The organism is Marinimicrobium sp. UBA4509 (genome assembly GCF_002388575.1).
GTDB classification, from domain to species: domain Bacteria; phylum Pseudomonadota; class Gammaproteobacteria; order Pseudomonadales; family Cellvibrionaceae; genus Marinimicrobium; species Marinimicrobium koreense.
On sequence record NZ_DGMV01000002.1, the window covers coordinates 1 to 13,394 of the forward strand.

At 58.4% G+C, this 13,394-nt stretch carries 12 protein-coding genes and 1 pseudogene; 5 read left to right on the forward strand and 8 right to left on the reverse strand.

Features of this window, described 5'->3' with window-relative positions; genetic code table 11:
- Window positions 1-1,221: pseudogene (locus B3520_RS00025) on the reverse strand (phosphoribosylformylglycinamidine synthase); the annotation flags it as partial.
- A 314-nt stretch (window positions 1,222-1,535) separates the two neighbouring features.
- Between B3520_RS00025 and mltF the strand changes: the two are divergent.
- Together mltF and B3520_RS00035 are read left to right on the forward strand one after the other, a co-directional pair.
- Window positions 1,536-3,020, forward strand: coding sequence for a membrane-bound lytic murein transglycosylase MltF (gene mltF / locus B3520_RS00030; protein ID WP_286874934.1), 1,485 nt, complete (start codon window positions 1,536-1,538; stop codon window positions 3,018-3,020).
- A 52-nt stretch (window positions 3,021-3,072) separates the two neighbouring features.
- Window positions 3,073-3,699, forward strand: coding sequence for an IMPACT family protein (locus B3520_RS00035; protein WP_286805700.1), 627 nt, complete (start codon window positions 3,073-3,075; stop codon window positions 3,697-3,699).
- Window positions 3,700-3,738: 39 nt separating this feature from the next.
- Here the strand turns inward: B3520_RS00035 and B3520_RS00040 are convergent, their stop codons facing one another.
- Window positions 3,739-4,941 (reverse strand): MFS transporter, encoded by a 1,203-nt coding sequence (locus B3520_RS00040; RefSeq protein ID WP_286874936.1) that lies wholly within the window; start codon window positions 4,939-4,941, stop codon window positions 3,739-3,741.
- Between the two features lie 122 nt (window positions 4,942-5,063).
- On the opposite strand from B3520_RS00040, the gene B3520_RS00045 reads away from it, so the two are divergent.
- Window positions 5,064-6,887: an ABCB family ABC transporter ATP-binding protein/permease gene (locus B3520_RS00045; protein WP_286874938.1), complete on the forward strand. Its 1,824-nt coding sequence runs from the start codon at window positions 5,064-5,066 to the stop codon at window positions 6,885-6,887.
- A gap of 11 nt (window positions 6,888-6,898) precedes the next feature.
- Here B3520_RS00045 and B3520_RS00050 read toward each other — a convergent pair whose 3' ends face one another.
- Window positions 6,899-7,339 carry a DUF6491 family protein gene (locus B3520_RS00050; RefSeq protein WP_286807225.1) on the reverse strand — a complete coding sequence of 147 codons (441 nt, stop codon included), beginning with the start codon at window positions 7,337-7,339 and terminating at the stop codon, window positions 6,899-6,901.
- Window positions 7,340-7,475: 136 nt separating this feature from the next.
- Between B3520_RS00050 and B3520_RS00055 the strand changes: the two genes are divergently transcribed.
- Window positions 7,476-9,584: a TonB-dependent siderophore receptor gene (locus tag B3520_RS00055; RefSeq protein WP_286874940.1), complete on the forward strand. Its 2,109-nt coding sequence runs from the start codon at window positions 7,476-7,478 to the stop codon at window positions 9,582-9,584.
- A gap of 540 nt (window positions 9,585-10,124) precedes the next feature.
- Complete coding sequence (locus B3520_RS00060) at window positions 10,125-10,862, forward strand: MipA/OmpV family protein (RefSeq protein ID WP_286874943.1); 738 nt, start codon at window positions 10,125-10,127, stop codon at window positions 10,860-10,862.
- Between the two features lie 83 nt (window positions 10,863-10,945).
- Here B3520_RS00060 and B3520_RS00065 read toward each other — a convergent pair whose 3' ends face one another.
- From B3520_RS00065 to B3520_RS00085, 5 genes are all read right to left on the reverse strand, one after another.
- A complete protein-coding gene (locus B3520_RS00065; protein ID WP_286874945.1) occupies window positions 10,946-11,209 on the reverse strand; it encodes a type II toxin-antitoxin system RelE family toxin in 264 nt (87 codons plus the stop codon).
- A complete protein-coding gene (locus B3520_RS00070) occupies window positions 11,196-11,429 on the reverse strand; it encodes a hypothetical protein (RefSeq protein WP_024460554.1) in 234 nt (77 codons plus the stop codon). The genes B3520_RS00065 and B3520_RS00070 overlap by 14 nt, the downstream gene beginning before the upstream one ends.
- Before the next feature lie 96 nt (window positions 11,430-11,525).
- Window positions 11,526-11,822, reverse strand: coding sequence for a hypothetical protein (locus B3520_RS00075; protein WP_024460555.1), 297 nt, complete (start codon window positions 11,820-11,822; stop codon window positions 11,526-11,528).
- Between the two features lie 252 nt (window positions 11,823-12,074).
- Window positions 12,075-12,800, reverse strand: a complete 726-nt coding sequence (locus B3520_RS00080) for an RNA-binding domain-containing protein (RefSeq protein ID WP_339619173.1) — start codon at window positions 12,798-12,800, stop codon at window positions 12,075-12,077.
- 5 nt (window positions 12,801-12,805) lie between these two features.
- On the reverse strand, window positions 12,806-13,394 hold a 589-nt coding region (locus B3520_RS00085; RefSeq protein ID WP_286807230.1), incomplete at its 5' end, for a hypothetical protein.

The following is a 13,394-nucleotide window of genomic DNA, read 5'->3' on the forward strand; positions in this document are numbered from 1 at the left end:
CATGATCGGCTTGTGGTAGCCGCGACGCTCGCCGTCAAAGTCGTCCTCGAAGGTCCGGAAGTAACCATTGATGTTGGGACGGCCAAATTCGTTGTTAAAGGCGGCCCCACCAATCGGGCCCTCCAGCATGATGTCCAGGGGGCTGGCGATACGGCCGGGGCGACCGTAGCTCTGTTCCCAGGGCTGCTCAAAATCGGGGATCTGCAGGTTGGAGACGGTAAACCCGTTCAGGCCCACCTTGGGCTTGGAACCCCGGCCCACGGCGCCTTCGTCCCGGATTTCACCACCGGCACCGGTACCCGCTCCCGGGAAGGGGGCAATGGCCGTGGGGTGATTGTGAGTCTCCACCTTCATCAACAGGTTGATCGGCTCCTGATGGAAGCCATAAGTCTGGGAATCCGGGTCCGGATAGAAGCGCCCGGCTTCCGGCCCCTCCACCACCGCCGCGTTATCGGCGTAGGCGGACAGCACCTGCTCGCCGCCCTGCTCGTGGGTGTTCTTGATCATCTTGAACAGGCTGCGCGGTTGATCTTCGCCGTCCAGGGTCCAGGAAGCGTTGAAAATCTTGTGGCGGCAATGCTCGGAGTTCGCCTGGGCAAACATCATCAGCTCGACATCCACCGGATTGCGGCCCAGGCCCTGGAAGCTCTCCACCAGGTAATCGATCTCATCGTCCGCCAGGGCCAGGCCCAGCTCCCGGTTGGCCACCACCAGCGCCTCGCGGCCACCGGAGAGGATATCCACGCTGGTTTGCGGCGCTGGCTCCTGCTTCTGGAACAGACGGCTGGCCTGCTCCAGCTCCGACATCACGGTTTCCACCATCCGATCGTGCAGCAGCTCGGCGATGGCCGAGTGATCCGTGTCGCCAAATTCACCGTTTACATAGAACGCTGTTCCGCGCTCCAGGCGACGAACCTGAGTCAGACCGCAGTTGCGGGCGATATCCGTCGCCTTCGATGCCCAGGGCGAAATGGTGCCGGGACGGGGCACCACCAGAAACAGCTGGCCGTCGTGACCCGCCTCGGTTTCCGGTTTGGGGCCATAGGTCAGCAGTTGGGCCAACGTCTGTTGCTGGTCGTCCGACAGGGGACTGTCCAGGTCGGCAAAGTGCACATATTCGGCGCTCAGGCCAGTAATGGCGGGAACCCGGGCCTGCAGGCCGGCCAGGAGTTTTTCGGAGCGGAAAGACGAAAGTGCGGGGGCGCCGCGCAAAATCAGCATGTCGATCAGGACCTCAGAGGTTCGGAGGGTTTTGAAGAGGGCGCAATTGTACTTGAAATGTCCGCCAATGGCAGCTCTTACCGGGCGCCCACCTCGCACGCCCGACGGAACCGTTCGTCGGGAATCTGGCACCCAAGTCGACACAGTCCGCCTGATCGGCTAAAATTTGAACAGATGGCAAGCCGCATAACCCATTTTTGATCAGAAAACAAGCTAGCAGTTCACAGCCACAAGCTTTAGAATTGCGCAAATTTTGCACGGGCCAGATGGGATCTGGCGCCACATCCGACAACATCGGAGAGGAGAAGCCGTAAATGGAAGTCCGCAAAACCCCCCGCCTTATCCAGGCGGCCGCCAAACATCTTTTCAGCCTGACGATCATCAGCGTCAGTCTGCTTCTGGTCGGCAGCAAACTGCCCACCACCCTTGAGCGTGTTTACGCCTTGGGCGAATTGCGCGTGATCTCCCGCAATGGCCCCACCACCTATTATGAAGGTCCCCACGGCCAGACCGGTTTTGAATACCTGCTGCTGCAACAGTTCGCCAATGAACTGGGCGTGCGTTTGGTGATTGAGGATGAAGAGAGCCTCGACACCATGCTCACCAAGGTCGGCGGGGGCCAGACCCACTTTGCCGCCGCCGGACTGAGCATCACCGAGCGTCGCCGCCAGCGCGTGCGCTTCAACCAACCTTATATGACCATCCGCCAGCAGGTGCTGTATAACAGCCGCAAGCCGGCGCCCCGTTCGGTCGAGGACCTGATCGGCAAAGACATTCTGGTCATCGCCAACTCCTCCCACGCTGAGCGTCTTGAAGCCATCAAGACTCACTACCCGGCCCTGACCTGGCGTGAGTCCTCCTCAGTCGAAATGATCGACCTGCTGGAAAAAGTGCACAGCGGTGAAGTGGACTATGCCATTGTCGACTCCAACGCCTATGAACTGAACCGCCATACCTTCCCGCGCGCACGGGCAGCCTTTGACCTGGGCGCACCTCAGGAGCTGGCCTGGGCCTTTCCCCGCAGTCGGGATGAAAGCCTGTACCAGGCGGCCGAGGAATATCTGGACCGAATCAAACAGGACGGCACCCTGGCGGCCATCAGCGAGCGGTTCTACGACCACATTGATGAAGTCACCACCGGCGGTGCCCTGCTGTTCTCCTACCGACTGGAAAAGCGCCTGCCCCAGTGGCAGACCCTGCTGCAGGAAGCCGCCGACGAATTTGACCTGGACTGGCAGCTGCTTGCCGCCATCAGCTACCAGGAAAGCCACTGGAACCCCGACGCCCGCTCCCGCACCGGCGTGCGCGGGCTGATGATGCTGACCATGGCCGCCGCCAGCGACATGGGCATCGATAACCGGATCGACCCCAAGCAGAGCATTCACGGCGGGGCCAAATACTTCCGCAACCTGTACGATCGCCTGCCCGAGCGCATCCAGGGTGAAGACCGCACCTGGCTGGCACTGGCGGCCTACAACGTGGGCATGGGGCACCTGGAAGACGCCCGCAAGATTACCCAAGCACTGGGCGGCGACCCGGACCGCTGGGTGGATGTGCGCGAACACCTGCCTCTGCTGGCCAAGCGTTCCTACTACAAGTACACCCGGCACGGCTACGCCCGCGGCTGGGAGCCGGTGACCTACGTGCGCAACATCCGCAACTTCTACAGCATCATCGCCTGGCATCAACAGCAGGAACAGCGACAGATTGCCGCGCAGGAAGCGGAAACCGAACAGCAACGCATCCAGCGTAAAGTCAGCAGTAACCGCACGCTGAATATGCCCCTGTCCGTGCTCTGACTCCATTACCACCGGTCACCAGAGCGGGCGCCATTTATGGTTTAATGGCGCCATGAACGATACCCCTCCCCCACAAGCCCCCTACCGTGTGCTGGCCGAACCCTGTCAGCACACCCTGGAAGAAAAGCGCAGCCTGTTCCACACCTACCTGTTTCCGGTTCAGGAGCGCGACCAGGCACTGGCCCATGTCGAGGTACTGCGCCAATCCCAACCCGGTGCCTCCCACTATTGCTGGGCCTATATTCTGGGCCCCGCGGACCAGCCACGCAGTCAGGCTTTCAGCGATGACGGTGAACCTTCCGGCACGGCGGGCAAACCCATGTTGCATGTGCTGACCCAGCGCGGCGCAGGCGATACCCTGGCGGTGATTGTGCGGATTTTCGGCGGCGTGAAGCTCGGCGCTGGCGGGTTGGTGCGCGCTTACGGCGGCGCGGTATCCCAGGCGCTGGATCTCGCCCGGTGGCGAGAGATCACCCCGAGCACCGAGATCAGCATTACCGTGGACTTCGCTCTGGAGGAGCGGATTCGACACTGTGCCCAACAGCGCGGGCTGGTGGTCATTGACGTCGACTACCAACAACAGGTCCGCCTGACCCTCGCCGTGCCCCAGGCCGAGGTGGGAGCGTTACAGGACGAGGTTCAGCAGCTGACCAGCGGCCAATTTCAGTGGCAACCATAGTCGGCACGGGGAGCGGTTTCATGCCGCGCCCCGGCCAACTCAGGTAGATACCGCCGGCGCCGAGGACCGTATCTGCCAGACGCAAAGCGCCACCACCACAGCGATAACCAACGGCACCATGGTCAGGTTCAACACCACCCATCCCCACAGATGGAACAGCGTGCCCGCCAGCAGTGAACCGATAGCCACCAACGACAGAACGATCAGGTCATTGATCCCCTGAACCTTGCCCCGCTCGGACTCCGAGTGAGTGCCGGCCAACATCACGCTGCCACCAACAAACAGAAAGTTCCAACCGATGCCCAGCAACACCAGGGCCACCCAGAAGTGGGCAAAGCTCGCCCCCGAGGCCGCCGTTGCGCTCGACAGCAGCAGCGCCCCGGCACCGGCCATCAGCACCCGGTAAAGCCCCAACCGGGCGATCAGACTTCCGGTGAAGAACGAGGGCACGAACATACCGAGCACGTGCCACTGCATGATGGTGGCGACCTGCCCCATCTCGAACCCTTTGGAGAGCATGGCCAAAGGCGTCGCGGTCATGACCAGAATCATGATCGCGTAGCCGACCGCGCTGGCCAGCACAGCCACCTGAAAGCGACCCTGCCCGGCAATGTCCCTCATGGGCCGCATCACATCGTCGGCCTGGGGCTCACCCTGAGGTGGCACGCGCAATAGGGCCAATAACAGGCTCGCCAACACCGCGAGAAACGCCATCACCAAATAGGGCCCACCATCGGGTACCAAGGTCAGCCACTCATAGTTGGCGCTGGCATTCCACGGGCCGAGAAAGGCCGCCGCGACACCCCCGGCCATGACCCAGGAAATGGCGCGACTGCGAATCGCCGGACGGGCCACATCCGCCGCGGCAAACCGGTAGTACATGGCAAACCCCTGATACAGCCCCACCAGAAGGTTACCCAGGCAAAAACCGATGAAGGTGCCCTCCGCAATGGACCAGAATGACAGAAGGCTGCCCGCCAACCCGCCCAGCAGTGCCCCTACCAGAAAGCCCGGGCGGCGCCCTACCCGCTTCATGAAGAGCGACGCCGGCAAGGTGGACACCACCGCGCCAACCATGGTCAGGGCAATCGGCAGGGTGGCCAGTGACGGAGTGTCGCTCAGCCGGCCACCGACCACGCCACTGAGCGTCATCACGGTAATGGCCGCCACCATAAACAGCGTCTGATTGACCACCAGAATCGCAATATTGAGTATTTCCCGGCGTGTTTCAGATCCTGTCACTCGTCGTTCTCCATCATTTTGAATTCCTGTTTGCCAGCATCACAATCGGGACGCGGGCAAAGATTTTTTTGACCCAAGCTGGCATCATGCGCACACAGCTTACCCGCAACCGAGAGCTTCCAATGCGCCGCCCTTACGGACCAACCCCACCGCGAGACGCCAGCATACCCCGCCTGAACCTGCGGGAGGTATGGGGTTATCTCTGGCCCTACCTCTGGGACTTCAAAGGTCGGGTGGTCCTGGCCATTACGGCATTGCTGGCCGCCAAAGGGGCAACGCTGGCCATGCCCTGGGCGCTCAAGCATATCATTGATGGTGTGGACCGAAGCCTGCAGCCCGAACTGGTACTGCCCATCGCCTTTCTGTTGATCTACGGGTTTTTGCGCTTTGGCGGGGTATTCTTCGGCGAGCTGCGGGACGCCATCTTCAGTCGGGTCACCGAGCGGGCCATGCGCCGGATCGGGCTGCGGGTGTTCGAACACCTGCACCGGTTGGAGCTGAACTTCCATCTGAGCCGACAGACCGGCGGCATCAGTCGGGATATTGAGCGCGGCACCAGTGCCATCAGTTTTCTGATGCGCTTTCTGATGTTCAATATCGTGCCGACCCTGTTTGAAATCGTCATGGTCGCCGCCATTTTTACCCTGGCGTTTTCCGTCTGGTACGCCCTGATCATTCTGGTGGCGGTGATCATCTACATCGGCTTTACCGTGGTCACCACCGAGTGGCGCACCCGCTTTGTGCGCGAGGCCAACCAGGCCGACTCCTCCACCAACACCCGAGCGGTCGACAGCCTGCTCAACTATGAAACGGTGAAGTATTTCAACAACGAGACCTTTGAGGCCCAGACCTACGACACCTTTCTGGAACAGTGGGAAAAAGCCAAACTCAAAAACCGTCTGTCGCTACTGGCTTTGAACTCCGGGCAGGCATTGATCATCGCCGCGGCCATTACCGGGATGATGATCATGGCCACCCAGTCGGTCATCGACAAAACCATGACCCTGGGTGACCTGGCCATGGTCAACGCCTATATGATCCAGCTGTTCATTCCCCTGAACTTTCTCGGTTTTGTGTATCGGGAAATGCGCCGGGCGCTGACGGATCTGGAAAACATGCTGGGCCTACTGCAACGCGAACCTGACATTGAAGATGCACCCGACGCTCGCGAACTGACGGTGCAACGAGGCGAGGTGCGGTTCAACCAGGTGTCGTTTGGCTACCACACCGATCGGCCGATTCTCAAAGGCCTGGACTTTCAAGTGCAGGCCGGGCAACGGGTCGCCATCGTCGGCGCCTCGGGCGCCGGGAAAAGCACCATAGCCCGACTGCTGTACCGGTTTTATGACATCGATGACGGTCGCATCACCATTGATGGCCAGGACATTCGCGAAGTGACCCTGGACAGCCTGCGCCGTGCCATTGCCATCGTTCCCCAGGACACGGTTCTGTTCAATACCAGCATTCGGGAGAACATCGCTTACGGTAACCCATCGGCCTCGGATGAAGCCATTGATCGGGCCATTCGCATGGCCCACCTGGACGGTTTTATTGCCGCCCTGCCCCAGGGGGATCAGACGTTGGTTGGTGAGCGGGGACTGAAGGTCTCGGGTGGCGAGAAGCAGCGCATCGCCATCGCCCGGGTGCTGCTCAAGGGCGCACCGATTCTGATTTTTGACGAGGCCACCTCCGCCCTCGACTCCCGCGCGGAAGCCGCCATTGTGGCCGCCATGCGGGAAGTGTCTTCCGGGCATACCAGCCTGGTCATCGCCCACCGGCTGTCGACCATCGTCGACGCCGACACCATTCTGGTTCTGGACGAAGGGACACTGGTGGAACAGGGCGATCATGCCCAACTGCTGCAGCGCGGCGGGCGCTACGCCGAGCTTTGGGCTCTGCAGCAGTCAGAACACGAGAAAGCGCCGGGGCCGATCAACGGGGAATAACCCCGAGCCTATCAGTCCTGCTCAGCGGCTTCGCGCAGCGCATCGTACCGCTCGACGGCGTTGCGGTGCGCCTCGAATGCCGCCTCCCGGTTCTCGAACTCGTACATCTGGCGGATCGTACAGTGATCACCCCCGGCATAGACCTTGTGCATGCCGCCCCCGCACACCTCGCTGAAGCGCTCTTCAAACAGCGCGGACGGCGAGGTATCCAGCGCGTTGCAGCCCGGCATCACGGTGGCCAGGTAATAATTGCGCCGCCCGTCGATGGAAATCACGTCGTGATCCAGAACGCCATAGCCCCGGATATCACTGTGACGGACGCAGGCACGGCCATTCTGCCCCGCCGTCTCCGCCAGCACGTCATAAAACGACGGGACCGACTCACCGGTCGTGGTACAGGCGGACAGCGCGGCCAACAGCGGCGCGGTGGCGCACAGCTTCCATAGTTTCATAGCTCACCTCTCTGAATCATCGACATCAAACTGGCGCAGGAAATCATTTCTCTTGACCCTTTAAATGTTAATCACTATCATTTGCATCATCGTTGTCATGTATTTCTGTTCTACACACCTTAGGAGTATCACTACTGTGTCTTTGTTCCGTCCTTCTCTGTTGGCCGTTGCCGTGGGCTCGCTGCTGGCTTCCGGCTACACCCACGCCCAGTCTGCTACCCCTGAAATCCAGGAAATTCAGGTGACGGGGCAACTGTCCCGCTATTCCGCCCTGAAGTCCGATACCCCGATCATGGAAACCGCCCGCTCGGTGTCGATTGAAGGGCTGCAGGACATCATCGACAAGGGTGCCATCACCCTGGACGATGTCTTCACCTACTCTTCCGGTGTTTACGGCAAAACCTACGGCTTCGCCACCCGGGGCGACTGGGTAAAGGTGCGGGGCCTGGACGTGCCTCAGTATCAGGATAGCCTGCAATCGCTGTTTGGCAATTACAATAACACCCGCCCGGACGTCTATACCCTGGAACAGGTGGAAGTACTCAAAGGCCCGGCATCGGTATTGTACGGCCAGGGTTCTCCCGGCGGTATTGTCAATGTGGTAAGCAAGCTGCCCAAAGCCGACTCCGCGCACGAACTCCTGGCCGAACTGGGCAGCTTCGATCGCCAGCAATTGGCGTTCGACAGCACCGGCGCCATGGACTCTGACGAACAGTGGCTCTATCGGGTGGTGGGGGTCTACCGCGATACCGACACCCAGGTGGATCAGGTGGATGAAAATACCCGGGTATTCGCGCCGTCGATCACCTGGCAGCCGAGTCAGCAGACCCGGGTCACCGCCCTGCTCAACCGCACCGAGACCGACAGCGACGTCGGCGCCCAGTTTCTGCCGGTGTATGGCACCCTACTGCCGGCACCCAACGGCCAGTTTATCGACAACGACACCTACACCGGCGATCCGGACTTCAACTACTACGACACCGAGACCACCTCGTTCACCCTGCTGGCGGAGCACCAATTCAACTCGGTATGGAGCCTGGAGCTGACCTCCCGCTACACCGATGCGAAGGCCGACTATCAGCAGGCCTGGACCGCGTTCATCGGCGGCGACCGTTACGTGCGCAATACCGATGGCAGCCTGTATGGCGACGGGCTGGTCCCGCGCTCCTTCTATGGCAGCAAGTCCACCTCGGAACAGGCGGCACTGGACGCCCGCCTGCGCGCCAATTTCCAGACCGGTGCCCTCTTCCACGAAGTGCTGATCGGCACCCAATATCAGGATGTGACTCTGGGTGAAAGCGGCTTTTATGACTATGCCCGTGGTTACGATGTGGCAACCGGAGCCGTGCTGGATGACAGCACCTGGATCAACGTGTTTGATCCTCAATACGGCAATATTCCCCCCGCCAGCGAGTTTACCTACGCCGCTTCACCGGACAGCACCACCGAAGACCTGGGCCTGTATATCAATGACCAGATCAGCGTGGGCAACTGGCGCATCACCGCCGGGGTACGTTTCGACGATACCGAAACCAACAGCGGCACCAGCTCCCAGAGTGACGATGCGGTCAGCACCAGTGTCGGCGCCCTGTATCAGTTTGATAATGGCCTGTCGCCCTACGTGAGCTTCGCCGAGTCCTTCGATCCGGTGATCGGAACCAACGGTCGCGGCGAACCGCTCGAACCGCAGGAAGGCGAGCAGTGGGAAGCCGGCTTCAAATATCAGCCCAGTGACTTCCCCGCCATGGTCACCCTGGCCTACTTTGACATCACCCAGTCCAACCTGAACGACCCCAGCTCCCTGGTGGGCGAGTATCAGCAAAAACGGGGCGAGGCTTCAATCACCGGTGTGGAACTGGAAGGTATTGTGTTCATGGGTGACTTGAGCCTTGAGCTCAACGCCAGCCAGTTGGATACCGAGAGCGCCGAAGGCTATCGACTGGCCAGCGTACCGGAGCGGCAGGCGTCCACCTGGCTGACCTGGCGCCCCGGCGGTTTCGAAGGCTTCAAAGCCGGTGCGGGCATTCGCTACGTGGGCGAGAGCTGGGACGGCATCGATCAGCTCCGCACGCCCTCTTACACCCTGGGCGACCTGATGATCGGCTACCAGACCGGCCCCTGGGACCTGACCCTGAACGCCCGCAATGTCGCCGATAAAGAGTTCCAAGCCACTTGCCTGGCTCGGGGCGACTGCTTCCCCGGCGAAGCCCGCTCAGTGGTTGGCCGGGTCCGCTATCAGTTCTGATTCCCCCTTCACGCCGCAGGGATGCGGCGCTACTTCTTGGGAGCCGGCGGCACAAACACCCGCCAGGGCTTGCCCTCACAGCGATCAAAGTTCTTGCAGGTCGGCAGACAGCCACGACAGGGAAGGCGGTGCGGTGATTCCGGCTTGGATACAGGTTGGTTCACATCAGACTCCGATTGAATGACTTGCTGGCTCTGTTTACGTTCCGGAACCGCATACAGATAACTGTAGCGTATAAGTCGGGCCAGTTATCAGGCCAGACACTGATCTTGCACCCGCCCGACACCTCCCTGGCCCGACCTCCCCTCTGCGCTCGATTCCCAGCCGACGGCCCTACCCTGGTATACACTGAAAGAAGTAATGGCAGGTAATCTTTTCCCAAAAATCGTACGTAAAAGTCGTGTCGTCTGAGCAATCGTGCTATGCCATTACATACGGGGGGACACTTACATGAAAACGTCTACAGCTTTACTATCGGCCGCGCTCCTACAGGCCCTTTTTCTGCAACCCGCACTGGCGCAGGACGGAAACACCGCCCTGGTGCCCCTGCCCTCGATTGACGACTTCACCCAGGGTGAAGATGGCTTCGCCTTCGGCCTTGGCCTGGCTGTTGAATACGAAACGGCCTACGAAGGGTCCGATGAATTCGGCGTCGAAGTCGACCCCGCAGGCGCGGTGCAATGGCGCAACGACGACGATATTTTCTTCTGGGCCGGAGAGGCACTTGGATGGCGTGGTCTTCGCTCAGACACCTGGCTATTTGAGGCCGTTGTGGGCTTCGAAGAAGGTCGAGAGGAAAGCGACTCCGATGACGGCCGGCTGGATGGCCTCGGCGCTACCGATGAGTCAATGGAATTTGCGTTGCAAGCGCGCCGGGCGTTCGATGCCGACTGGCGTTACTGGCTCGATGGCCGATTGGTGACCAGCGACAACGGAACCCTGGGCATCTTCGGCGTGGGCCGCCGCTTCGGCGACCAGATGGACGGCACCGGCTCTGAACTGGCGATTGTAGCGGTGTACCACGACAGCGACCTCGCCAATACCGAGTTCGGCATAACCCCCGCGCAGTCCGCCGCCTCGGGACTGGCCGAGACGGAACTGAGTGGCGGCTTTCGCTCAATTGGGCTGAATTACAGCTACCGCAACTACATCCGTGAGAACTGGCAGATCTTCGGCGAAGTGCTCTATGAGCATTTCAGTAGTGATATTCAAGATAGTCCGATCGCGCGTAGTGACTATGAAGCCGAAGTGGGGGTTGGGTTTATTTACGTGTTCTAACTGACGGCGCTGCCAACCTGGCAACGCTCAGCGTGTACCCGCCATCAATTGCGCGACGGAAGGAATGGCAATTGATGGCGGCGTCAACCGCGCTTGTAGATGTGCTTTCGATGGCCAACCTTCACAACCGTTACGACAAGAAGCTCATCCACCACTTCATAGATAATTCGGTACACACCCTGCCGGATTCGATAACGCTCCTGTCCCGAGAGTTTTTCACTGCCGATTGGGCGAGGATCATCCTGCAACGCCTCCACGCGCTGAAGAATGCGAGCAACATCTTTGTTGGGGATTGAGCGAAGGTCTTTCGAAACGGATTTCTTGAAAACAAGCTTATAGTTTGCCATGAGCCTTCAAATCGTTCAGCAACGCCTCATAGCTCATGGTTGGTTCAGACACCCGCTCTTCAAACGCGGCCAAGTCTTCCTGATCCTCCGCCAATGCCGCCCGAACCGCATCGTTAACGATATCGGATAAGGAGCGGTGCGTATGCGCCGCCTTCAGCCGCAGCGCCGCATGTAACTGAGGGTCAAAATAAACCGTAGAACGCTTTGATGGCTCGCTCATGGAATTCTCCAGATATAACGACATTGACGCACTATAGCGTCATGACATCAAAGCGTCAAGCGTCACCAACGTTAAGTCCGGAATGGAGAGAGGCGACTAACGGGCTTTTCTTTGCGCGATGTACTCCAGCGCCTCTGGGTCGGCGTTGATCTGTCGCTCCAGAACTTTTAGCAGCGTTGCCCTTGAGACATAGCGATGCGAGTCTGCGCCGTATGTGGAGGTTCCCATAATGAACGCCGCCAACACTAAATACTTCGTGTAATCATGAAAGTCCGGCAGGAAGGTCGACAAAGCCGCCATTGCCGCAATCAGTACCGCCAGCGCGTATATGACGTTTGCGTAGGAGAATTTGTCTTTAGCTTTTAGGTACAGCTCTATGTCATCTTTTGTCATAACCGGCTCCCTGATGAGCAACACTGTTTGCCGAAAACCCTGTAAACACAAAGCACCAAATCCGACAACGACACCAATTCAGAAATAAAACGCTAGAGGGGGTTATCTACTTATCGAACTGGCGGTTTTTTAACATTATTTCATCAATCTCTTTTTTGATTTTACTGGCGCCGCCAACACGCGTAACTATGCAATGAGGGCGTAGCAGCAACGGAAAAGTTGTCGTGATAACTGACTTTTTATAATACGATTTTATTTTTTGAAGTGATTTTGCACATACTCGACGAGCTTCGGCCCTTCAAGCTTATCCGTAGCTGGGTTTGTGCGAACATAAAACTCTTTACCGTCGAGATAGCACGGAGAGGTCGCTGGTTTGCAGTCAACCATCAACACATTAGCATTACCGAGCCCCACCAGTCGATGATTAATATAAGGGTAATTTTGTTCGCCTACTCGTTGCTTAAGCTGGTTTTTAAAATGTAGCAGGAATGCATCTGTGCTCTTGTGAAACTTTTCCACCTCGCACCTAACCCCAGGAATGTCTCCCGAGTCAGCCACGCCAATCAAAAGGACTCCCCCATTCGTATTAAGAAACGCAACTATTGTCTTTAGTGCTGAAAGCTCGATGTACTTTTCCTTTGTTCCCTTTCGTACATCAAGGCTGAAACTTTCCTTAAACTCAAGGGTTTCAGACTCTCCCTCCCGAGCCAAGCTCATGACCTTATCTGCTTCGGTAAGACCGCCAATCGTTTCCAGCATACCGTCTACTTGCCCCCGGATTGCGGAGGCACGTCCGGGATTCAGAGCGAGTTCTCTTTGAAAGTTCGCAATAGCCGTTCTCAACGCTTGAAGCTGGCTATGCGAGCGCACAATTTCCTCCTGTTCCTTTAAGCTTGGAACTGCAAATTGCGCTTGAGAAAGATCAGATTTTGTTATCCGCGGTATTACTGTCCCACGCGTCAGAGATCGCAATATCAAAAGGCCTAGCTCGGAGCGAAAGAGGCTGTAGCGTACTGACTATTGACTGCATCCGACAAAACAACCTGAATGAGGTTGTGATGCTTTATCGTCACCGATGAGAGGTTGTCGGTAACGAGGGACGTCCCGACAGTTGGCACATAAATCGAATTGTCCTTATGCTCGAACGACTCTCTGGACCGAACCGAATTTATTTCAAGAGAGACCTCACCTAGCGCAAAGCTCTTGTAGTCATTATATTGGGTCTTGAGGCGATCAATCTGAAGCCGCGCCTTCAAGCTTTCGAAGCCATCAAATCTCCCATCCGCAAGCGACATTCCTTCATACAGAGAATTCGACTCCGGCTCATCGCCCCGACTAAACGCTTGAGCGATTTCGACAGCTTGGCTCTCATCCCCCAACTCAGCAACAAAAAGGCTCGAACGATCTTGTCGACTAAACGCGACAATTACTGGCCGAATGGCGGATCTAGTCAGTAGCTTTGGAGGAGCATTAAAGACACCATTTAAATAGAAACCCTCGTTCGCCAATGCTTTCTGAAACCTTGGCCCCTCCGAGATCCCAAGCGCGGTTGTAGTGGTCAAGTGTTTTAGG

What these genes read in the sequence shown, in the direction of transcription:
- mltF (WP_286874934.1), top strand. Translation starts at nt 1,536, where the DNA reads ATGGAAGTCCGCAAAACCCCCCGCCTTATCCAGGCGGCCGCCAAACAT.
- B3520_RS00035 (WP_286805700.1), top strand. Translation starts at nt 3,073, where the DNA reads ATGAACGATACCCCTCCCCCACAAGCCCCCTACCGTGTGCTGGCCGAA.
- B3520_RS00045 (WP_286874938.1), top strand. Translation starts at nt 5,064, where the DNA reads ATGCGCCGCCCTTACGGACCAACCCCACCGCGAGACGCCAGCATACCC.
- B3520_RS00050 (WP_286807225.1), bottom strand. Translation starts at nt 7,339, where the DNA reads ATGAAACTATGGAAGCTGTGCGCCACCGCGCCGCTGTTGGCCGCGCTG.
- B3520_RS00065 (WP_286874945.1), bottom strand. Translation starts at nt 11,209, where the DNA reads ATGGCAAACTATAAGCTTGTTTTCAAGAAATCCGTTTCGAAAGACCTT.
- B3520_RS00070 (WP_024460554.1), bottom strand. Translation starts at nt 11,429, where the DNA reads ATGAGCGAGCCATCAAAGCGTTCTACGGTTTATTTTGACCCTCAGTTA.
- B3520_RS00075 (WP_024460555.1), bottom strand. Translation starts at nt 11,822, where the DNA reads ATGACAAAAGATGACATAGAGCTGTACCTAAAAGCTAAAGACAAATTC.